The organism is Treponema sp. UBA7570 (genome assembly GCA_002477955.1).
GTDB lineage: Bacteria > Spirochaetota > Spirochaetia > Treponematales > Treponemataceae > Treponema_D.
Map to the genome: position 1 here is coordinate 74,787 of DLLE01000052.1, position 22,870 is coordinate 97,656.

The 22,870-nt window shown below is 38.5% G+C and carries 20 protein-coding genes; 16 read left to right on the top strand and 4 right to left on the bottom strand.

Going from position 1 to position 22,870, the window contains the following annotated elements; translation table 11 throughout:
• Window positions 1-114 precede the first annotated feature (114 nt).
• From B4N75_RS06280 to B4N75_RS06330, 11 genes are all read left to right on the top strand, one after another.
• Window positions 115-870, top strand: coding sequence for a hypothetical protein (locus B4N75_RS06280; RefSeq protein WP_296020031.1), 756 nt, complete (start codon window positions 115-117; stop codon window positions 868-870).
• Window positions 871-1,003: 133 nt separating this feature from the next.
• A complete protein-coding gene (locus B4N75_RS06285) occupies window positions 1,004-2,071 on the top strand; it encodes an NlpC/P60 family protein (protein WP_296706881.1) in 1,068 nt (355 codons plus the stop codon).
• Between the two features lie 231 nt (window positions 2,072-2,302).
• A complete protein-coding gene (locus B4N75_RS06290) occupies window positions 2,303-3,364 on the top strand; it encodes an NAD(P)H-dependent glycerol-3-phosphate dehydrogenase (protein WP_296020024.1) in 1,062 nt (353 codons plus the stop codon).
• A gap of 37 nt (window positions 3,365-3,401) precedes the next feature.
• Window positions 3,402-4,775 (top strand): signal recognition particle protein, encoded by a 1,374-nt coding sequence (gene ffh / locus B4N75_RS06295; protein WP_296706882.1) that lies wholly within the window; start codon window positions 3,402-3,404, stop codon window positions 4,773-4,775.
• Window positions 4,776-4,940: 165 nt separating this feature from the next.
• Window positions 4,941-5,765: a YdcF family protein gene (locus B4N75_RS06300; protein WP_296020020.1), complete on the top strand. Its 825-nt coding sequence runs from the start codon at window positions 4,941-4,943 to the stop codon at window positions 5,763-5,765.
• A gap of 24 nt (window positions 5,766-5,789) precedes the next feature.
• Window positions 5,790-6,845, top strand: a complete 1,056-nt coding sequence (locus B4N75_RS06305) for an HD domain-containing protein (protein WP_296667403.1) — start codon at window positions 5,790-5,792, stop codon at window positions 6,843-6,845.
• Between the two features lie 71 nt (window positions 6,846-6,916).
• Complete coding sequence (locus B4N75_RS06310) at window positions 6,917-9,046, top strand: toprim domain-containing protein (protein WP_296667401.1); 2,130 nt, start codon at window positions 6,917-6,919, stop codon at window positions 9,044-9,046.
• 8 nt (window positions 9,047-9,054) lie between these two features.
• Window positions 9,055-10,995, top strand: coding sequence for a DNA topoisomerase IV subunit A (locus tag B4N75_RS06315; RefSeq protein WP_296706884.1), 1,941 nt, complete (start codon window positions 9,055-9,057; stop codon window positions 10,993-10,995).
• Window positions 10,996-11,904 (top strand): hypothetical protein, encoded by a 909-nt coding sequence (locus B4N75_RS06320; RefSeq protein WP_296706886.1) that lies wholly within the window; start codon window positions 10,996-10,998, stop codon window positions 11,902-11,904. It abuts the gene before it with no gap.
• Entirely contained in the window at window positions 11,905-12,498 is a 594-nt protein-coding gene (locus B4N75_RS06325) for an IMPACT family protein (RefSeq protein WP_296706888.1), read from the top strand.
• A 76-nt stretch (window positions 12,499-12,574) separates the two neighbouring features.
• Entirely contained in the window at window positions 12,575-13,531 is a 957-nt protein-coding gene (locus B4N75_RS06330) for an ABC transporter substrate-binding protein (RefSeq protein ID WP_296706889.1), read from the top strand.
• A gap of 124 nt (window positions 13,532-13,655) precedes the next feature.
• Here B4N75_RS06330 and B4N75_RS06335 read toward each other — a convergent pair whose 3' ends face one another.
• Genes B4N75_RS06335 through B4N75_RS06345 form a run of 3 tightly spaced genes read right to left on the bottom strand, consistent with a single transcriptional unit; the run spans window position 13,656 to window position 17,092 of the window.
• Window positions 13,656-15,023: a sensor histidine kinase gene (locus B4N75_RS06335; RefSeq protein ID WP_296667393.1), complete on the bottom strand. Its 1,368-nt coding sequence runs from the start codon at window positions 15,021-15,023 to the stop codon at window positions 13,656-13,658.
• Window positions 15,024-15,026: 3 nt separating this feature from the next.
• Window positions 15,027-15,707, bottom strand: coding sequence for a response regulator (locus B4N75_RS06340; RefSeq protein ID WP_296667391.1), 681 nt, complete (start codon window positions 15,705-15,707; stop codon window positions 15,027-15,029).
• A 32-nt stretch (window positions 15,708-15,739) separates the two neighbouring features.
• Window positions 15,740-17,092 carry a sensor domain-containing diguanylate cyclase gene (locus B4N75_RS06345; protein WP_296667389.1) on the bottom strand — a complete coding sequence of 451 codons (1,353 nt, stop codon included), beginning with the start codon at window positions 17,090-17,092 and terminating at the stop codon, window positions 15,740-15,742.
• Between the two features lie 105 nt (window positions 17,093-17,197).
• Between B4N75_RS06345 and B4N75_RS06350 the strand changes: the two genes are divergently transcribed.
• Both B4N75_RS06350 and B4N75_RS06355 read left to right on the top strand, forming a co-directional pair.
• Entirely contained in the window at window positions 17,198-18,130 is a 933-nt protein-coding gene (locus tag B4N75_RS06350; RefSeq protein ID WP_296019995.1) for an ABC transporter permease, read from the top strand.
• Window position 18,131: 1 nt separating this feature from the next.
• Window positions 18,132-18,929 carry an ABC transporter ATP-binding protein gene (locus tag B4N75_RS06355; RefSeq protein ID WP_296019993.1) on the top strand — a complete coding sequence of 266 codons (798 nt, stop codon included), beginning with the start codon at window positions 18,132-18,134 and terminating at the stop codon, window positions 18,927-18,929.
• 60 nt (window positions 18,930-18,989) lie between these two features.
• Here the strand turns inward: B4N75_RS06355 and B4N75_RS06360 are convergent, their stop codons facing one another.
• On the bottom strand, window positions 18,990-19,943 hold the full coding sequence (locus tag B4N75_RS06360) for an alpha/beta hydrolase (protein ID WP_296667387.1): 954 nt from the start codon (window positions 19,941-19,943) through the stop codon (window positions 18,990-18,992).
• Window positions 19,944-20,125: 182 nt separating this feature from the next.
• Here B4N75_RS06360 and B4N75_RS06365 point away from each other — a divergent pair, with 182 nt between their 5' ends.
• The 3 genes from B4N75_RS06365 to gltX all read left to right on the top strand — a co-directional run.
• Window positions 20,126-20,686, top strand: coding sequence for a hypothetical protein (locus B4N75_RS06365; RefSeq protein ID WP_296706891.1), 561 nt, complete (start codon window positions 20,126-20,128; stop codon window positions 20,684-20,686).
• Between the two features lie 10 nt (window positions 20,687-20,696).
• Window positions 20,697-22,043, top strand: coding sequence for an MATE family efflux transporter (locus B4N75_RS06370; protein WP_296706892.1), 1,347 nt, complete (start codon window positions 20,697-20,699; stop codon window positions 22,041-22,043).
• Between the two features lie 144 nt (window positions 22,044-22,187).
• Window positions 22,188-22,870: glutamate--tRNA ligase (gene gltX / locus B4N75_RS06375; protein WP_296706894.1), on the top strand; the 683-nt coding region annotated here is incomplete at its 3' end.

Sequence of the window (22,870 nt, forward strand, 5' to 3'; positions counted from 1 at the left end):
GTTTGCGTTGCAAACTTTCTTATAATCTGTTGTTTCTCACTTCGTTGCGGAACAACTTAAAAAGTCAATCCTAAAACTCAAGTTTTAATCTTGACTTTTTGTGGGAGAAATAAAATGAAAAAGACTATTTTTATTCTTTCTGTTGTAGCTGCTGCTCTGTTCAGTAGCTGTGGAACTACAAAAGTTTCTGGTTCTGGAATTAAAGGCAATGCTGCTAAAGTTCAGAAGAATTACGTAACGATTCTTGACTATCAGGGAGCATCATTTGGTTCAGAAATTCCTCAGTGGGTTGTTGAAATTGGAAACGGAAATTATTCTGCAGAATATCTTTCTCCGATTATGCCAGGAATTGCCGGCAAAAAGCCATTTGTTGTAGTTTCTCGTGGCGATAACCTTGAATTTACAAAGCAGTGGGCTGACTTGGTTGATGTAGAAGTTCAGGTTGGTGATGAAATGCAGAGAATTGTTGGAAAAGCTGTTTCTGCTGCTCAGAAAGGACGTTCAAAACAGTCTGGCGATGTAAAAGATCCAACTTCTTTGGAACAAGAATTGAATATGTACAAGCAGGCTGTTTCTGCCGTTGAGCTTAACGGTCTTGAAAAAATTGCTTCATATTGGATCCAGAAAGAAGTAAAGCCATCAAAAAAAGCAAAAGAGTCAAAGGTTTATTATGAATACTATGCTGTTTGGGGCATGACAAAAAAACTTTATGATGCTCAGATTCAGAGCGCTATGAGTTCTATCGAAGACAATACTGACGAAGGAAAAGCTTTGAAAGAAGCTCTTTCTCTTAAACTTCAGAACATGATGATTACTTCAAACAGCGAAGAAGTTAATACTGAAGCTGAAGAGACTCTTGATGCTAAATAATTTACTTTAAGATTTAATTATTTAGTTTATGTGATTTGATTTTCTGATAAAAACTTTGTCTCTTTTGCAGACAAAGTTTTTATTTTTTAGAAGAAAATCCAATGAATTTGATTTTTTTGTTCAGGCTGGTTATATGAAAAATTCTCAAAGAAAAGCATTCTTTTTTAGTTTAGTTCTTTTTGTCTCATCTTTTGCAGTTTATGCGGCAGATAACAAAGGCGATGATATTTTTGAAAACCAAAAGATTGAAGAAGGCGATTTTTATAAAATTGTCGTTGAGCCTTCAAAAAAAGAAATAGAAGCTGAAAATTCTAAATTTTTTGAAAGCGTAAAGCAAAAAAAACTCGATATTCTAAAAAGAATTGAAAATGAGCGCCAGAAAGTTGCTTCTTCAAAAAGCCAGATTTCTTCGGCAAAAGAAAAAGCAAAGGCAGAGCTTGAAAAAAACAAGGCGAATTTAAAAAATAAGCCTGCAAAAAACACAGCGAAGACAAAAACTGAAAATACGGCAACGGATTCTACGGGACAGTCAAAAAAAGAAGATGTTTCTGTAAGACAGACACAAAAGGCAGATTCTCAGAAAAAAAATTCCGAAAAAGAAATTTTAGAAAACCAAAACAAAACTGAAAAAAAACAGAAACTAGATTCAAAAAGAAAAACTACGGCAAATAAACCTGTTGTAAAAGAAAATGAACAGAAAAAACTGCTGGAGCGGCAGGATGAAAATAATAAAACTATGTCGATTGAAGAGTCCGAGAAAAAAATGGATTCTGTAATAGATATGCGTAAAAAGTTTATTGATTTTGGAATGGGATATAAAGGCATAAGCTACGTTTGGGGCGGAAAAACTCCACGACCGGGCTTTGACTGTTCTGGACTTGTATCCTATACGGCAAAACAGAGCCTTGGTATAGATGTAAGGGGAAACGCCCAGGATATTTACAATCAGACATCTCCTGTTTCGTTGGGAGAAGCTCTTCCTGGCGATTTAATATTTTTTAAGGGCGCTTCTGATTCAAGAATTACGCATGTTGGTATTTATTTAGGAAAAAATCCTGGAGAAAATGACTTTGGAAAACAGAATTTATTTTTAAATGCGGCAAGCGGCGGTCCAAGAACTGGTGTAATTATCAGCGGTTTGAATGAAAATTACTGGAAAAAAACATTTTACGGCTGTGGAAGAATTATTCCTGAAATTTAAGAAATAATTGTGAATGCGTTACGGATTGTAAGGGCGCCGGAGGTGTTGTTTTCTGGAATGCAATGAAAGAAAACAATGCAACCCTGAAAAGCCGGACGGCAACTTGTTGCCGGAACGCCCATAAATACAAAAAATAGCGTGTAATTGCCCCTGTTAAAATAAGTTGCTATAATTAGAATACTATCTCTGTGGTTTATTGGCTTTATTAGAGAAAAAATTACGAGGTCTTAAATGGTATCTAAAAATGTTGGTGTTATTGGTGCTGGTGCGTGGGGTTCTGGTCTTGCACAGGCAATTGCCCGTGGTGGACATAAGGTTCAGATGTGGGCGCGCGAACAGGATGTAGTTGACGGCATAAATAACAATCATGAAAATAAGCGCTATCTTCCGGGCTATCCTCTTTCTGAAAATATGACTGCTTCTTCTGATATAAAAGAAGTTGCCAGCGGAAAAGAATTTTTGATTCTTGCTTCTCCTTCGCTCTATCTTGCTTCTACTGCTAAGCAGCTGCTTGAAGTTGATGATATTAAGCAGGGAAATGTTACTATCGGCGTAATTACAAAAGGTTTTATTACTTCTGCCGAAGGACCGAAACTTGTTCTTGAAACTTTGGAAAATGTTTTGCCTCCATGTTATAAAGGTCAGCTTGTTTATATTGCCGGACCTTCTCATGCAGAGGAAGTTGCAATGGGAAAACTTACAGGTTTGATTGCTGCTTCTGAAAATGCGAAAAATTCTATTCGTTTCCGGGAACTTATGCATGTTCCTGGACTTATGGTTTATTCTTCGCTTGATGTTATTGGTGTTCAGATTTGTGCCGCCGCAAAGAACGTAATTGCGATTGTTTTTGGCGCATTGGACGCTATTGCTGAACATTCGGATCAGTTTGGCGATAATACGGAATCTTTGCTTCTTGCTGCCGGACTTAACGAAATTCAAACTCTCGGCATGGCTATGGGAGCAACACATCCAGAAACATTTACTTCGATTGCCGGTGTAGGCGATCTTGATGTAACCTGCCGCTCAAAATATGGACGTAACCGCCGTTTTGGTCAGGATATGATAAAAACAGACATGCTTGAAAAATTTAAAAATCTTGATGACCTTATTGCGCGCATTGGCGAAATCGGCTATTTGTCGGAAGGTGCTGTTGCCTGCAAATATGTGCACGAAATTGCTGCTAAGCTTGGTATTAAACTTCTGATTTGCGAAGGTCTTTATAGAATTCTCAATAAGGAAATAAAACCTGCTGACTTGATTAACGACCTTTTGACAACAGGAAAAATTGACTAAAATTTAAAAATTAGCTGATTGTTTACAGGAATAAAAAATGCTTGAAAAAATTACAAATACTTTCAGTAATATTGTCCGTACTGTGAGCGGAAAATCTACGATTACAGAAAAAAATATTGAAGACACAGTTGAACAGATAAAAATGGCTCTTCTTGAAGCCGATGTGAACCTTCGTGTTGTGCGTCGCTTTGTTAATGCTACGATTGAAGAAGCTAAAGGCGAAAAAGTTCTGCGCGCTGTAGATCCTGGACAGCAGTTTGTAAAAATTATCTATGATCGCATTGTAAAAATGCTCGGCGACCAGAAGGTTGACTTGCACTTAAAAGGTCCTGATACACAGTCTGTAATTCTTTTGCTTGGTCTTCAGGGAGCTGGTAAAACGACTGCCGCTCATAAACTTGCAGCCAGACTTTTAAAAGAAGGCAGAAAACCTGTTCTTGTAGCCTGTGACCTTGTTCGTCCTGCTGCCGTTGAGCAGTTAAAAACTCTTGGCGAAAAGATTGGCGTAAGTGTTTATTTTGAAGATGGTGAAAAAAATGCCGTAAAAGTTGCAAAAAACGGTCTTTCGTTTGCAAAAAAGAATGGTTTTGATACGGTGATTGTTGATACTGCCGGCCGTCTCCAAATTGACGAAAATATGATGGAAGAACTTGTTTCTGTAAAAAAAGCAGTTGCCCCTCAGGAAGTGCTTTTGGTTGCAGATGCAATGACCGGCCAGAACGCAGTTGACGTTGCCAAAAGTTTTGACGAGCAGCTTGGACTTACAGGTGTAATTCTTACAAAATTTGACTCCGACGCTCGTGGCGGTGCGGCCCTTTCCTTAAAGACAATCACTGGAAAACCGATTTTGTTTATCGGTACAGGCGAAAAGACTGATGATTTTGAACCTTTTCATCCGGACAGAATAGCAAGCCGTATTCTTGGCATGGGCGACATTGTAAGTTTGGTTGAAAAAGCTCAGCAGACGGTTGATGAAGAGGAAGCCAAAAAACTTCAGGCAAAAATTGCCCGAAATGAATTTACTTTGAATGATATGCTTGCTCAGTTTGAAAACGTCGGAAAAATGGGAAGCGTAAGTTCTTTGCTCGATATGATTCCTGGACTTTCTGGACAAATAGATGAAAGCAAGATTGACCTTTCTGGAATGAAAAGACAGAAGGCGATTATTCAGGCGATGACTCAAAAGGAGCGCAATAATCATTTGATTATTGGTCCGAGCCGCCGCAAGAGAATTGCAAAAGGAAGCGGAACAAGCGTAGCTGAAGTAAATAAACTAATAAAGCAGTTTGAAAAAACTAAGCTTACAATGAAAAAACTTACAAAAAATCGCGGAATGCAGGCAAAACTTATGCAAGGAATGGCTGGAATGGGCGGCGGTTTTCCTGGCGGATTTCCGGGATTTGGCCGTTAAGCGGTAAAATGCATATTTTTGGGTAAATCCTAGCCTGGATTGCAGCCCCGAAGTTACATTCTGGCGATTAAGCTTTGCGAAATTGCCGGAATGTAATGGAGCGAAAGCGGAAGGGCGGAAAGCCACTCGACTGTAAAAGTTTGCTCCATTTTTTTATTAAAGTTTATGATTTTTGCAATTTTTGTTTTTATTTCTGCCTTGTCTTTTTTTTATTTTGTTGCAATGCAGATTGCTTCTCCCGGAACTTTTTTGGGAACCTTTTTTGGTTTTTCTGCTGTCTGGCTTTTGTGCGCCGTATTTTTTGCAGTTCTTGCTGTTTTGCAGAAAAAAAAGCTTTTAAGAACGATTTTTTTTAAGATAAAACGCAGCGTAAAAATATTTTTTTGCATTTTTGTCTTTTTATGCGCTGTAATTTGCGGTATAAACTTGTTTCTTATCTGTAATCCGAAACTTTCTGACGGAAAAGAAAAAGTTCAGTATGTGATTTTGCTTGGCGGTGGAATTACAAAAGACGCAAAATTGACATTGTCGGTTCAAAACCGTGTGCGTGTGGCAGGCGAGTACTTAAAAACTCAGCCTCAGGCGATTTCTGTTGTAACCGGCGGACAAGGAAGATTTTCTCCTTGTCCGGAATCTGACGTTTTAAAACCTGCGCTTGAATCCTGCGGAATTGACGGAAAAAGGGTTCTTGCGGAAAATATGGCAAAAGATACGATTGAGAATTTTTTGTTTAGCGCAAAAATTCTTGCAGAACATGAGAATAAAACAGTTCAGGAAATTTTAAATGCGCCGGTTGCTGTTGTGACAAGCGATTTTCACCTTGCGAGGGCGGAACGGCTTGCAAATAGAATTGGTTTTACGGACGTTTACGGAGTTGCCTCAAAGACGCCGGCACTTTTTGTTTTGAATTCTTATTCGCGCGAAATTTGTTCTTACATAAAATTAAATTTGCGGATTTTATTTACAGGAAAACCTTCGCTTTTAAAATAAAATTTTGGAATATTTAAAGTACATATGGAAGATTTTGCTTCAAAATATCATAAAATCCTCTGCAAGGAGTTTCCTTCCTGGCTTTGCGGTTATGTTTGTCTGCCGGCTTTACAGAGGCTTAAAGGCATTGGGCTTTTGTGCGGAACTGACTGGACTGCGCTTTACAGAAATAGATTTTTTTACAGCCGTTTTGATCACAGTGTTGGAACAGCTCTTGTTGCCTGGAATTTTTCTCAGGATAAGAAGCAGACACTTGCGGCTCTTTTTCATGACATTGCGACAGGCGTTTTTAGCCACGTAAATGATTTTAGGAAGGGAGACGCTTTAAAGCAGGAATTGAGTGAAAACGAAACTTTTAATATTCTTGCTGGCGACGAAAAACTTGCTGAACTTTTAAAAAAAGACAGGATTGAACTTGAGGAAATTGCCGATTATCACATTTATCCTTTGTGCGACAACGAAATTCCGCGTCTGAGCGCAGACAGGCTGGAATATATGTTTCCTAGCAATATGGTCCTGGCATTTTTGAACAACGGACACGTCTGGACATTTGAAGAAACTGAAGAAATTTATAAAAATATCTGTGTGTTAAAAAACGAAAGTGGAAAAGATGAGCTTGGGTTTTCGGATTTAAAACTTGCAGAACTTTATACCGAAGGTTTTTGCGACTGCTCTTTGATTTTACAGCGCAACGAAAATAAACTTGCGTTAAATATGCTTGGAAAAATCGTAAATCTTGCGATTGAAAAAAAACTGATAACAGAAAAAGACTGCATGTCTTTGAGCGAAAAAAAAGTGATTGAAATTTTTGACGAATATGCGGTTCAGAACGACAGTTATCTTTCTTCGCTTATAAAAAAATGGCGGACAATGACGCAGATTGAACGGTTTTGCCAGGAACCTGAGCAAAATTATTACAGCGTAAATCTTGAAGTAAAAAAAAGATATATAAATCCTCTTGTAAAGCATTTTTCTGGAAAAGTTGAGCGGGTTTCTGAGGCAAGTCCTAGAGCGCAGACAATGATTCAAAGTCTCTTGAATTTTAAGGACAGTGAATACGGTGCTGTAAAACTGCTATAAAAGCAAAATTGGCTGATACTTATGTTATGCTTGTGTTGAGGAGTTTGAAAATTTCCGCTAAACTTAGATTTATGGGTGGAAAAACTGAAACGTCTAAAATTGCAGAAAGAACTTCTGCTGTAAACAAAAAAACAGAAAAAAAGACAGTTGAAAAGAAAACTGCCGCAAAAACAGAAAAAACTTTTATAAAAGCAAAAAAGCCTGTCGCTGGAATTGACGAAACCGGAACTTTCAGAGCGTGGGACAACGCTAAAACAAAGGCTAAGCCTAAAAAAACGGAAGAAAAAACTTCTGCAAAACGTGGAATTACTGTAGAACAGACAGCAAAAGCCCTTGCCGCGGCAAAATCAATCGATCCGTCTTTAAAATCTAACGGAAAAAAACTTGCGGCTTACGACGATTCGCAGATTAAACATCTTGATGCTTTGGAACACATCCGCTTGCGTTCAGGAATGTATATTGGACGTCTTGGCGATGGTTCAAACCAGAACGATGGAATTTACATTCTTTTAAAAGAAGTTATCGATAATTCAATTGATGAATTTATTGTCGGTTTTGGAAATAGAATCGATATTCAAATTGTTGAAAACCGCGTGAAAGTTCGGGATTACGGACGTGGAATTCCGCTCGGAAAGGTTGTTGAATGTGTAAGCCAGATAAACACCGGGGCAAAGTACAATGACGATGTTTTTCAGTTTTCTGTCGGAATGAATGGCGTCGGCACAAAGGCTGTAAATGCGCTTTCTTCGTATTTTAAGGTAATTGCAATTCGCGACGGTTATGCTACAGAAGCGGTTTTTGAACGCGGAAAGCTTATTGCAGAAAAAAATACTGTAAAACTTTCAAAGCCTGCAAAAAACGGAACTTATTTTGAATTTGTTCCAGATGAAGAAATTTTTGGCAAGTACAGCTTTAATATGGAATTTGTCGAAAAACGGCTCTGGAATTATGCTTATTTAAATACAGGCCTTACAATCAACTTTAATGGACAGGTTTTTGCAAGTCAAAACGGACTTTTGGACCTTTTGCAGAAAGAGCTTGAAGCTGATACGATTTATCCAATTGGTTCGTACACTGGCGCGCACCTACAGTTTGCATTTACCCACACAAATGCTTATGGCGAAAATTATTTTTCTTTTGTAAACGGACAGTTTACGAGCGACGGCGGAACTCATCTGACTGCATTTAAGGAAGGTTTTATAAAAGGCGTGAATGAGTTTTTTCAAGAAAATTACAAATCTGAAGACATTCGCGAAGGAATTACGGCTGCCGTTCTTGTAAAAGTAAAAGATCCGATTTTTGAAAGTCAAACCAAAAATAAACTTGGCAATACTGACATAAGACAGTGGATTGTGAGCGAAGTTCAGTCTGGACTTGATGATTGGCTTCATAAAAATCCAAAGGCTGCGGAAATGCTTCAGAAAAAAATTGAAGCAAATGAAAAACTTCGTACAGAATTGAGCGCTGTAAAAAAAGAGGCAAAAGAAGCGGCCAAAAAGGTGAGCATTCGAATTCCTAAACTTGATGACTGCCGTTTCCATCTTGAAGACGGAACAAAAGGCGAAAATTCGATGATTTTTATTACCGAAGGAAATTCTGCTTCAGGCGTCATGACGCACAGCCGCGATGCAAATTCTCAGGCGATTTTTTCTCTGCGCGGAAAACCGGAGAATATGTACGGCAAAAAGCAGACTGATATTTACAAAAACGATGAGCTCTTTCAGCTTATGCGCGCTCTTGGAATCGAAAATTCTGTCGAAGACCTCCGTTATTCAAAAATCGTAATTGCAACCGATGCCGATAATGACGGATTTCATATCAGAAACCTTGTGCTTACTTTTTTTCTTGGCTATTTTGAAGAGCTTGTTACAAGCGGCAGGGTTTGGATTTTGGAAACTCCTCTTTTCCGAGTTCGCACAAAAAAAGAAAATATTTATTGTTATAGCGAAGATGAACGCGACAAGGCTCAGAAAAAACTCGGAAAAAATTGCGAGACCAGCCGTTTTAAAGGATTGGGAGAAATTAACCCTAGTGAATTTAGGCAGTTTATTGACCCTCAGACAATGCATTTAACGCCGGTTGAAGTTAGTCAGCTTAAGGTTATTCCTCAGTTGCTTGCTTTTTATATGGGCAAAAACACTCCTGAACGCCGTTCTTTTATAGAACAGCACTTGCTTAGCAACGCCGAAATTGATGTATAGGAAAGAAAATGGCATTTGTAAAAAATCTATTCGACAAAAATTTTATTGAATATGCTTCGTATGTAATCCGCGACCGCGCAATTCCTGATCTGGAGGACGGGTTAAAGCCTGTTCAGCGCAGAATTATGCACACCCTTTTTGAAGTTGATGACGGATATTTTCAAAAAGTAAGTTTTGTGGTTGGACGTACGATGAAATATCATCCTCATGGCGACGCTTCAATTTACGGAGCGCTTGTAAATCTTGCGAATAAAGAAATTTTCATAGAAAAACAAGGAAACTTCGGAAATAAATTTACTGGCGACGGACCTTCTGCTGGCCGTTACATTGAATGCCGGATTCACCCTCTTGCAAAAGATTTTTTAGTAACAAATCCAAAAATTACTCACTATGTTCCAAATTATGATGGCCGCGATATTGAGCCGGAGGTTTATCGGGCAAAAATTCCTCTTACGCTGATTATGGGTGCTGAAGGTATTGCGGTCGGAATGAGCACGAAAATTCTGCCTTACAATTTGAAAGAAGTTTTAGACGCGGAAATAAAGTGCTTAAAAGGTGAAAAATTCAAGATTTATCCGGACTCCGCAACAGGCGGTTTAATCGATGTTTCAAATTACAACGACGGAAACGGAAAAATTGTTACTCGTGCAAAGTTTGATACTACCGATGACAAAAAAATCGTAATTACAGAACTTCCTGTTGATACAAACGCAAAAGATTTGCTCCAGTCGATTGATAACGCTTATCGTGCCGGAAAAATAAAAATCAGTTCGGTTGATAATTTTACGACTGACCATTGCTGTATCGAAATAAAACTTCCGCGTGGAGTTTATACAAAAGATGTAATCGACAGTCTTTATGCCTACACCGATTGCGAAAAAACAATTGCCTGTCAAATGCTCGTAATAAAAGACAATATGCCAGTTGCAATGACGGCAACCCAGATAATTGGGTTTTATTCACAAAAACTCACGGGAATAATAAAGGACGAGCTTGAATTTGAACGCGGCACTTTAATGGATAAACTTCATATCCGTACTTTGGAGAGAATTTTTATAGAAGAAAGAATTTATAAAGCGATTGAAACGAAAAAGACGCAGGAAGATGTTATAAAAGCGGTCTATAAAGGTTTTGAGCCGTTTAAGGCTGAGCTTGTGCGTGAAATTAGCGATGATGATGTTGAACATTTGCTTCAAATTCCAATAAGAAGGATTTCTCTTTACGATATAAACAAAAACCGCGAAGAAGTTGCGGCAATCAATGCAAGGCTTAAAGAAATTGCAGGCCTTTTAAAAAATCTTGTTGGTTGCGCAATTGATTATCTTGGTTCAATGCTTGAAAAATTTAAAAAGTTTTCTCCTCAGATGTTGCGCCGAAAAACGACAGTCACGAGTTTTTCTGCTGTCGATGTTAAGTCTGTCGCTAAGTCTGATCAGAGTTTGCGCTATGACGAAAAAGGCTATCTTGGAATCAATGTTTCCGGTGGTCAGGAAATTAAAAAAGTTTCGCCTTATGACAGAATTCTTGTAATGCGAAAAACAGGAATGTATTCGGTTTGCGACGTTCCTCAAAAAATGTTTGTTGACAGGGGAATGTGGTTTTGCGAAATTGCAGAAAAAGAAATTATAAGCAAGGTTCTTTTTACTGTAATTTTCCGTGATCCAAAGACAAAATACTGTTTTATAAAAAGAACGAGAATTCCAAGCTGGATTTTAAACCGCGATTATTTTATTGCGCCGGACGGAATGGAAGTTTTGCATGTCGATACTCGCGAAAAATTTACTTTTACACTGTATTACGAAAAAAAGCCTCGTGTAAAAGTTTTGGAAGAAAGTTTTAAGGCACAAAGTTTTGAAGAAAAAGGACTCAAGACCCTTGGCATTCGGTTGTGTACAAAAGAAGTTGAATCCGTTAAAGTTGACGGTACGCAGATGGAGCTGTTTAAATAATTGAAAAACAAAGAACTTATTGTAAAATTTGCACCTGTTGCCAGAAAAAATTTAAATAAAACATTTTTTACGCTTTTTATAATCGTAATTCTCGAATCTTTGTGTTCAGCGGTTTTTGTCGGAACTTCGCTTCTGTTAAATTCAAGGCAGAACTCATTCTTCGGAACTTTTTTTAGTTACGGCCTTATGTTTTGCGGAGTTTTTTTCTGGTTTTTGATTTTAAGCGGTTTTTCCACAATGCTCCTGCGCATGGCAAGAAATGAATTTGTGACAATCGGTTTTTTGTTTTATGGATTCAGACGGTTTAAGAAGTTCGCTCCAGCAGCTTTTTCCTATACTTTGCTTACAGGAATTTCTGCGGCTGTTGTTGCCGGAACTATGTATTTTATAACAAAGTCAAATCCGGATTTTATATTAAACCTTCAGTCAAAATTCGGAGAAAACGCTTTTCTCTATCTTTTGATAATTTTCTCATTTATATTGTTTTTTTTGCTGATTTTTCCTCAAGTTTTTCTTTTTTTCTTAAAATATGATAATCCGAACCGTTCTGTTTTTTCGCTTGCTTTTTTGAGCTTAAAACTTTTGTTTAGAAATATTTTTAAATTTATAGGTTTTGTTTTTATGGCTGGCGGAAGAAATTTGATTCTTGCGGCATTTTATTTTGGAATAACCTTGTCTTTTTCTGCGGCGCAGAAGGGCGGTGCTGTTCAGTTTTTTTCACTGATTTTTGATTTCTTATATTTTATAAATTTTTATAAGGCTCTTTCCTTTATGAGCCTTGCTGTTCCGTTTTTTTACGAAAATTTGCGTCAGCCGGCAGTAGAAATTGTTGTAAGCCTTAAAAAAAATGATGATGAAATTTTACCGGAGAATAAAAATCCTGACAAAAATAATTCGGACGGCCAGTAATTGAAAATTCCTGTAAAAACTTCGTCTGCCCAGCTTTTGATAAAAGGTTCTCGTTTTTTAGGCGAGACTTTTATTCTTGAAGAGCAGAGCCAGGTCCGGTCAATTTTAAAATCTCAAAAACAAAAATATTCGGATTCGACACACGTTTGTCATGCTTTTGTTTTTGGAAAAAATGCAGAAATTATGGGAATGAGCGATGACGGAGAACCTGGAGGAACTGCCGGAAGACCTATGCTCGATGTTTTAAAAGGCAGCGGTTCGACAAATATTTTGGTAACTGTAACCAGATGGTTTGGCGGAACTTTGCTTGGAACTGGCGGTCTTGTTCATGCCTACAAAGATTGCACAAAGGCGGTTCTTGAAACTACTGTTTTTGAAGAGCTTGTTGAAAAGTCTGAATTTAGCTTTGTCTCAGATTATCAGTCTTATCAGGTTGCTAGGAAAATTCTGGAAGAATGGACTCTTTTTGACGTTGAAGAAAAATTTGCAGAAGGCGTAACTGTAAGTGGAAAAATTGCAAAAACAGACGCAGAAAGTCTAAAAAACAAGCTTTTTGATGCAACAAACGGAAAAGTAAACGTGATTATTGTTTGACGCAATGCCATTACAATTTTATAATAAGCGTTATATTTTTTTGTTTGCATCGCAAACTTTTAAAAGGAGTGAAAAAATGAAAAAAGTTGCTTGTATAATGGCTGCAATTGCTGTTGCAGGACTTGCACTTACAGGTTGTTCAAAGAAGAATTCTTCTTCGGACAAAGCTATTAAAATCGGTATTATTCAGTTGATTGAGCATCCTGCTCTCGACAAGACCTGCAAAGGTTTTGTTGATGCCCTTGCTGAAGCCGGATATGTGGATGGAAAAAACATTGCTATTGATATGCACAATGCACAGGGCGATCAGGGAAACTGCGTAACAATTGCAAATAAACTTGTAAACGATAAGGATGATTTGATTTTTGCAATTGCAACTCCAGCTGCTCAGGCTGTTGCTAATCTTACAAAAAATATTCCAATTCTTATTTCTGCCGTAACAGATCCAGAATCTGCAAAACTTGTAAAGTCTAACGAAAAACCTGAAACAAACGTAACAGGAACTTCTGACCTTACACCAGTTGCCCAGCAGATTAAACTTCTTAAAAAAATTGTTCCGTCTGCAAAAAAAGTTGGACTTATGTACTGTTCAAGCGAACAGAATTCAATTTTCCAGATTAACCTTGCAAAAGAAGCTTGCAAAACAGAAGACCTTGAATTTGTTGAAGGTTCAGTTTCTAATTCGAACGAAATTCAGCAGGTTGCACAGAGCCTTGTTGGAAAAGTTGATGCAATCTACATTCCAACAGACAATATGCTTGCTGCAGGTATGGCAAACGTCGCAATGGTTGCAAATCAGGCAAAAATTCCGACAATCGTTGGAGAAGACGGAATGGTTCAGTCTGGCGGGCTTTGTACTTACGGTGTAAATTACTACGAACTTGGAAAGCAGACTGGCGCAATGGCTGTTGAAATTCTCAAAAACGGAGCAAATCCTGCCGATATGCCAATTCAGTATCTTGAAAAATGTGATTTTTCTAAAAACGCAAACACTGAAAAAGCTCTTGGGCTTACTCTTCCAGAAAATCTGTAAAAATATAGTTCCGGGATTGTTTTTTGAGCAATTCCCGGAAAACTTACGCCGGACACGTCGGGCTTTAGTCGTCTGCTTTGCAGACGATGAGCGCATAGCGAACCCAGAGTGGCCGGTTTTTACGTTATGCAAAATTTTTTAGTGTGATTGTAATCAATGCTCCGCCGTTCTTGCCGTTCGAGGCTATGATTTTTCCATTTAGGTTTTTTACAATTGCTTGTGCAATGCTTAGTCCTAAGCCGCTTCCTCCGACAGAGCGATTGTGGCTCGAATCTCCGCGGTAAAAGCGTTCAAACACGTGTGGAAGAACGTTTTCTTCAAACCCCGGGCCGTTGTCCAAAATTTCGATTGCCGTTTGATTTTCGTTTTGCGTGCATTTTAGTTCAATTAGTGGATTTTGCTTTATGAATTTATTGCTGTTTGAAATTATTGCGACAAAAACCTGATGTAAAAGCTCGCTGTCGGTGTATATTTCTTGAAGAGGCTTTTTTTCAAATTGAATTGTCATTTCTTTGTTTATAGCCTTGAATTCTTCTTTTAACCGAAAAAACATTTTTTGAATGCTGACTTTTTCGGTTACAGGTATAATTTTTCCGCTTTCAATCCTGCTTAGCTGCAAAAGATTCGAAATTATCGAATTTATTGAATGTGTTTCCTGAAGAATCGTGTTCAGGCTTTTTTCAAGCTGTTCGCTGTCGTTTTTCCCCCAGCGTCTTAAAAGATTTGCCTGTCCTAAAATTACTGCGACTGGAGTTTTTAGTTCGTGGCTTACGTTGCTTGTAAAACTGCGTTCGCGGTCAAAATCTGCCTTTAGCCTTTCAAAAAGTCTGTTGAATGTTTTTGCAAGGTTGTCGAGCTCATCTTTTTTTCCTGTTTCTGGAAGTCTCTGGTTTAAATTTGTTGAACTGATTGTCGCCGCCGTTTTTGTTATTTTTACCACCGGAAGCATTGTCTGCCGTATAAAAAATCTTGAAATGAAGAACGAAATTATTAAAAGCGGAATTGTTGCAACTGCAATTAAAGAAAACATTTCCCGGAAAAACCTGTGTCCTGCGCCGCCGTTTGTTTTTTGTGCGATTTGAACGGTGAATGTTTGTCCACCGACAAATTTATATCTGGTTGTCATATAAATCATGCTTATTGGTTCAAAACCGGTTGTTTTTTTTGTTGAAAAGCGTATGGGTTTCCCTTCTGTTTCCGGAAGTTTTCCGAAAATGCTGTTTTTTTGGCGGAAAATTTCTCCTGATTCTGTGTCGTAAATCATGTATGAAACAAAAAATGGCAGCTCAGAAAGCTTGCGGTCTAGAAATTTAAAATTTCCAGTTGAAAGCGCTTGAACTATGATTTCGCTTGTTCTTGAAAAACCTTTGTATTCTTGCTGGCGAGAAAATTGCCTTAAAAGCATAAAGAACAATAAAATTATTATAAAGACAGTTGCCGTTAATATTGCAGAGAATTTAATAGAAAGCCGGAAAACAACGGAGTTTTTCATTTTTTATTCCACTTTGAGCATTTTATAGCCAATTCCGCGTATTGTTTTTATGTATTCTGTGCCGACTGCTTGGTCAATTTTTGAGCGGAGGTAGCCTACATAAACATCGACTGTATTTTCGTCAATAAAATGACCTTCTCCCCAAACCGAATCAAGAATTTGAGAGCGGGACAGGACTTTTTCCTGATTTTCCATAAAAAATTTGAGCATTAAATATTCGGTTTTTGAAAGATTTAAGTCTGTGTCCGAAAGAGTTACTTTCATGCTGTCAGGAACGAGAATTAGCTTTCCGTTTTTTAGCTGGGAATTTTTTGAATTTGGTGTAATTGAACGGCGTAAAACCGCATTCATTCTTGCAAGAAGCTCTTCAATTTCAAAAGGCTTTGCAATGTAGTCGTCGGCTCCCGCGTTTAGACCGTTTACTTTGTCGTAAGTTTCTCCGCGCGCAGTAAGAATTATGACTGGAATGTTTGAATTTTTTCTGATTCGTCTTAAAACTTCAAGTCCGCTCAATTGAGGAATCATTATATCCAAAAGAATAAGATCTGGTTTTTCTTTTTCAAAAAATTCGAGAGCTGTACGTCCGTCAAATGCTGTGCAGGTAGTGTAACCTTCGTGTTTTAGTTCTGCATTTACAAAGTCAGAAATTCCCGCATCATCTTCTACGATCAAAATTTTTTCCATAACTAAAGAACAACCTTTTTTTTAGAAAACAGTTACAGTTTTTCTTTTGAATGTGCAATCCTTTTATCTCTGTACATATGCTTGTCTGCAATTTTTACGACTTCTTCATAATCGCTGCTATCCTGAGGACATCTTGCAAAACCTACGCTTGCTGTAACCTGCATTCTTGCTGTTTCTAGAACAGTTTCTCGCTTTATAGATTCTTTTAGGCGCTCTATAACCGTTTTTACAAAGTTTTCATCATGTTCGCCTGGTAAAATAATCGCAAATTCATCACCGCCGAGCCTGAACGCAAGGTCGCCTTTTCGAATGCTGTTTGAAATTTTTCGTGCAACGATTGTAAGAATTTTGTCTCCCGTGTCGTGTCCTAAATTGTCGTTTATCATTTTAAAATTGTTTAAGTCAAGATAGATAAGCGTATATGGCAATGCCAATTTTCGATATTGCTTTAGAAGTAAAGAAAATTTACGAGCATTGTAGAGATCTGTGAGAGAATCCGTAAATGTCAGTTTTTCAAGATTTTCGTTCCTGTCCTTTGTTGTGACCAAAAATCCAATCAAAATCGAAATGATTACACTGACAAAAAAAAGTATTACGCTGCTTATAAAGAGTTTTGAAGGTGAGTACCAGCCGTCTTTCGGAACCACATAAAGTACCCAGGAAGATTCTTTTACGTTGAATCTTGTTATTACAGGATTGATTAACTCTTTGCTTGTGTTTGAAGAAAGCAAAACTTCGTTGTCAACATAAGGGTCAAATTTGTAGAGTTTGTAGCTGCATGGCGGATTTGAAAAGTTTAAGTAATTCAACGTGTCCTGATCAAACAGGTCTTTTATTTTTATATAAGCTGTACAAAAACCCCAGAATTCTCCCTGAATTTTTTTTGTTCTCAGAAAAATTGGATCTTGAAGAACGAGAATAGGTTCATTTTTGTCGAAAAAGTAAGGTCCTGTCAAATAGGATTTTCGGTTAATCTCTGCAAAAGAGGAAAATTTTTTTGTGTACGGAGAATTGTATAAATCAGTTATAATTTTGTCTTTTGGCATTTGCGGAAAAAACTGGCTTGGTTTTCCTTTTGGCGCCAGTTGAATGCACATTATTGAAGGAGTTTGAGGAATAAAGGCTGGAATTATATTTTCAAAACCGCTTACGTCGCCGTTGGTTGCCATTATCATTCCTTCGATATTTTCGTTTATTGGGAGAGCCTTGTCCAATGAAAAAGTGAATAATGTTGCGGCGGTTTTGCTTATTAGTTCACATTGCTGGCGCAGGTGAGTGATTTTTGTGTTATGTGCGTATGAAACTATAAAAAATGCAGAAACAACTAAGAGAGTAAATGTTACTTTTACTGGGAAAATTATTTTTCCTTCCTTAATTAGAAACATACTATGTTATTTTAAAACGAAAACGTTGTTTTTTCCATTGTTTTTTACTAAAATTATTGTTTTTTTGCCTTGCAAGGCTTTGTTTAAAAGTTATAATAAATAATTATGAATATTATAAGCATCGTTATGGCTATGCAGGGTGCCGTTGCACAAGGCGTTTTATGGGGTGTTATGACTTTGGGTGTTTACCTTACTTTTAGGGTTTTAAACATTGCAGATATGACATGCGACGGAACTTTTGCTCTTGGCGGTTCAGTATGTGCCGTTATGGTAATGAATAATTTTAATCCGTATTTTGCACTTTTTGCTGCATTTTTACTTGGACTTTTAGCTGGCGGCGTAACTGGTTTTCTTCACACAAAGTTGAAAATTCAGGAGCTTCTTGCAGGAATTCTCTCGATGACAGCTTTGTATTCTGTTAATATCAGAATTATGGGACGTTCAAATACACCTTTGCTTGGTGCAGAAACTGTAATGAGCCGTATTCAAAGTTTTTTTAATGGAATGACACCAAATATGGCTTCTCTTCTTTCTGGACTTTTGTTTTGCGCAGTATTGATTCTTGTCCTTTACTGGTTCTGTGGAACGGAAATCGGTTCTGCTCTTCGTGCTACTGGAAATAACGGCAACATGGTTCGTGCTATGGGCGTTGATACCGACAAAATGAAGATTTTGGGACTTATGCTTTCTAACGGACTTATTGCCTTGAGCGGCGGTCTTGTTGCTCAGTCTCAGGGATACGGTGATGTTGGAATGGGAACAGGAACTTTGGTTATCGGTCTTGCTTCTATTGTCCTTGGAGAAGCTATTTTTGGCTGGTTTTCGAAAAAATTGCCGTTCTGGTTTACTCTTATCTCTGTAATTTTGGGGTCGATTGTTTACAGAATTGTAATTGCGGTAGTTCTTCAGCTTGGATTAAAATCAAGCGATTTAAAGCTTTTGACTTCCATCATCATCACGATTGCTCTTGCGATTCCAATCATAAAGCAGCAGAGCCTAAAATTTTCTGGAAGATTACATAACAGGCAGGGAGCATAAAATGCTTAAAATTACAAATGTAACAAAAACTTTTAACCCGGGCACAATTACAGAAAAAAAAGCTCTTTTGGGAATAGACCTTACGCTCGAAGACGGTGATTTTGTGACTGTAATTGGTGGAAATGGAGCGGGAAAGTCAACTCTCTTAAACCTGATTGCCGGAGTTCATTCTTGCGATACTGGAAAAATCGAACTGAATGGAATTGATATGACAAATATGCCTGAATACCGCCGCGCAAAATATCTGGGGCGTGTTTTTCAGGATCCGATGCTTGGTACTGCCGCAAATATGGAAATTGAAGAAAACCTTGCAATGGCTTTTAGACGCGGAAAAACACGTTCTCTTGCATGGGGAATAAAAAATTCTGAACGCAATCTTTATTACGAAAAACTTAAGCTTTTGGAACTTGGCCTTGAAAACCGTATGCACAGCAAGGTTGGTCTTCTTTCTGGCGGCCAAAGACAGGCTCTTACTCTCTTGATGTCAACTTTGCAAAAGCCGGATTTGCTGCTTTTGGACGAACATACCGCTGCTCTTGATCCAAAAACTGCCTCTCGTGTACTTGAATTGACTAAAAAATTTATCGAAGAAGATCATTTGACTGCGTTTATGGTTACACACAACATGATGCATGCGATTGAATATGGAAACCGCCTCATTATGATGATGAACGGAAAAATTGTTTACGATGTTCGTGGTGAAGAAAAAAAGAGTCTTAAGGTTGACGATTTGCTTGCAAAATTTGGTGCTGCCGGAGAAATGAACGACAGGATGATGCTTGAAAGCAAAGCCCTATAAAATTTAATTTGGACAAAATTGAGGTCAATTTTTGGCTGTCAATTCTGTCCGTTTTTTTTGTTATTTTACATAAGTGTCGAGCCATTCAATTGAAAGAGCCTGCCACTTTTTTGCCGTTCCTGATGCTCCCATAATTCCAAAACCATGTCCGCTCGCCGGAAATACGTGAAGTTCTGTGCGGACTCCTGCTTTGCGAAGAGCGGTCCAGTAAGGAATGATGTTTGTTTCTGGATTTACTGATTTATCATTGACGGCACAGCAAAGCCATGCGATAGGATTGTCCTTGCTGACGTTTTTTTCGCAGGAAGCTGCGTCTTTTTGAGCTTGAGCTGCTGATTCCCCAAGCAGATTTTTTTGACTTCCAGCGTGGGTAAGACCGTCCTGCATTGTAATTACAGGATACATAAGCATTTGAAATGCCGGTTTTGCATTTGTCCATGAACCGTCTGCCTGTTTGTCTGCCTTGTCCTGCATTTTGTAAACTTCATCGTTGTAGCGCTCTGCAAGAGTTCCTGCAACGTGTCCGCCTGCCGAAGAGCCCATTACTCCGATTTTGTCCGGATTTATGCCGAATTCTTGGGCACGGGAGCGGATTACACGCATTGCTCTTTGCGCGTCGGCAAGTGAGACTGTAGAACTGTCTTTGTGCGGATCGTTTGGCGTGCGGTAAACAAGAACAAAACAAGTGTATCCGGCATCGTTGTATGCTTTTACATACTGAACGCCTTCTTTGTCGTAAACTACGCGCTGGTACGAGCCTCCCGGAATAATTAAAATCCCTGTTTTTTTATTCTGCGATTCTTTTGACGGCTTGTAGACTTCGAAGTAAGGCTGGGTTACGCCGGAAATTATTCTGTCATGAGTGTTTCCGCCTCCGCGCTCTTCGACAGTCTGTGCGATTTTTAGTTTTTCTGAGCCTGGACCTGTTTTTTTTGGCCAAAGCCAGACTTTTTCCTGGGCAAAAATTGAACTGCAAAGAAGAATTGCAGTTACAGCAGCAAGTGTTTTTTTCATTTGTTCCTCCAAGACAAGTATTGTGCTATATTTATAATATAGGATTGTAGCCCCGATTGGAATGGCGCCGCAGGCGTTCGGCTTTGCCGAATGAGCGTGAGCGCAACCATGAAAAGCGGGTTTGACCGAAATTTATGCTCCAAACTTGCATAAATTTATCTTTTAAATTTGGGTGGATTTTTATGACGGAAAATATTCAGGATGCGATTTCGGCTTTTTCGGACAAATTAAAGAGAATTTCGGGCTTTTCGGATGCCGTGCAAAAAAAAGATATTTCGGAAGATGAGATTCTTGAAGAAAAAATCCGGCACAGTGCGCAGGCGTTGCGGTCGAGCGTTGTAAACACTTATAGAATTTATAAATCGCCTTTTGCTGCCCTCGGTAAAAATTCGGGCAGGGCTGCTTCGATTGAAGAGGACGAGGAGGCGCTTTTTGAAGCTTATTCGCTTTTTGCCGGCGCAATGGAACTCAATAAAAAAAATGAAGGAAAAAACGCCGCGACTTATATTTCGAGAGTTGAAATTGCTTCGCCTTTAGCTAAGAAAGCCTGTTATACGGTTGGCGGACAGTTTATCTGGCTTTTTTTGTGGTTGTATTTTGAGAAAAATCGCCGTGATTATTTTCCTTATTTTTGTGAACGGGAAAAAAGCTGGGAATTGTGTTTTAAAAAGTCTGCTAATTTTTTGTTTGAAGGGCGCGAAAAAGAAGTGTTTGAGATTGTAAAACGCGAATTTTATTCATAATATTGCTGTTATGACAAAGGATTTGACGGTTGGAAGGCCGCTAAAAGTTATTTTTGATTTTGCGGTTCCTGTTTTTTTTGGATATTTGTTTCAGCAGTTTTATAACCTTGTAGATACGATTATTGTCGGTCAGTTTTTGGGAGTTTCGGCTTTAGCTTCTGTTGGTTCTACAGGGTCGCTCAATTTTATGATTATTGGTTTTTGCATGGGACTTTGCTCTGGGTTCGCAATTCCTGTTGCTCAAAAGTTTGGTGCAAAAGATTTTTGCGGAATGAGGCAGTTTGTCTTTAATTCTGCTGTTTTGGGCGGAATTTTTGCAATTGTTCTGACTGCGGTTACTGTGATTTTTTGCAAGCCGCTTCTCGTACTTTTAAAAACTCCTGCCGACGTTGTTGATGGCGCTTATGATTATTTTGTGGTTATTCTGGCTGGAATTCCTGTCGTAATTCTCTATGATCTTCTTTCTGGAATAATACGTGCTGTTGGCGACAGCAAGACGCCTCTATATTTTTTGATTTTTTCTGCAGTTTTAAATATTATTCTTGATTTGATTTTTATTGCTTGTTTTGGCTGGGGAATTCCCGGCGCTGCCTATGCGACTGTTATAAGCCAGGGAATTGCCGGAATAATCTGTTTTTTTTATATGCACACAAAATTTGAAATTTTAAGGTTGAATAAGGAAGACAGGATTTTTAGTTCAAGGAGGAGTCTTAGCCTTCTTGGAACTGGTGTTCCGATGGGGCTTCAATATTCAATTACAGCAATCGGCTCTGTAATTTTGCAGGCTGCGGTCAACGTTCTTGGATCAGTTTATGTTGCTTCGATTGCAACTGGAGCTAAAATAAATATTTTTTTTGCGACGCCTTTTGATGCTTTAGGAACAACAATGGCGACTTATGGCGGACAGAATGTCGGCGCAGGAAAAACTGAACGTTTGAACAGCGGGCTTTTTAGCGCCTGCATTATCGGTTTTATTTATTCTGCCTTTGCATTTGTCGTGATGTTTTTTGGAAGCGAAGCGTTGACCAATCTTTTTATGAACAAAAATGAAGCGCCTGAAGTTGTGGAGCTTGTCTGTAAAAATGTGCGCATGTTTTTGCTTGTAAACAGCGCCTGTTATGTTCTTTTGGTTCTTGTGAATGTCGTAAGGTTTATGATTCAGGGAATGGGATTTTCAACGGTTGCTGTATTTGCCGGAGCATTTGAACTTGTTGGACGAGGTGTAATCGGAGTTATTTTTATTCCGATGTTTGGATTTGCCGCTGCTTGTGCTGCGAGTCCGTTGGCTTGGCTTTTGGCGGACAGCTTTTTGATTCCTGTTTTTTTCTGGTGCTGCAAAAAATTAAAGAAAAAGTAGATTTTTTTTACCATAGTTGCCCAGAAGTTCTTATTTTCAGTATAATGAAAAGATAAAATTGTTTTTTTATAGCCTGAATGCTGGATTTTAAATTTGGAATTTAGGGAATTATAAAATTCATTTATTGAATTTAAGAGGAATGACATGGAAAATATTAAAGAAGTTCGTGTTCGCTACGCTCCGTCTCCGACTGGAATGCAGCATATTGGCGGTGTAAGGACTGCGCTGTTCAATTATCTTTTTGCGCGCTCAAAGGGCGGAAAATTTATTTTGCGTCTTGAAGACACCGACCGCACACGTTACGACGAAAAATACGTAAAAAATCTTTATGATACTCTTGCCTGGCTTGGAATTGACTGGGACGAAGGCGGCGACAAGGGCGGTGAATACGGTCCTTACGTTCAGAGCGAGCGTTTCGAGCTTTACAAAAAATACGCGAACGAGCTTATTGAAAAAGGCGAGGCTTATTATTGTTTCTGCGATGCTGAACGCCTTGAAAGAATCCGCAAAATTCAGACAGAAAATAAAATGGCACCTGGCTATGACAGAAACTGCCGGCATTTGACAGAAGAAGAAGTAAAAGAAAAGCTTGCTTCTGGAGTTCCTCACGTAATTCGCTTAAAGGTTCCGATGGAAGGCGAGACAAAATTCCACGACCATATTTTGGGAGACATTGTATGGAAGAACGAGGATATTTCTCCTGACCCAATTCTCTTGAAGTCAGACGGATTTCCGACTTACCACCTTGCGAATATTGTTGACGATCATCTTATGAAGATTTCGCACGTTATGCGCGCTCAGGAATGGATTCCTTCAACTCCGCTCCA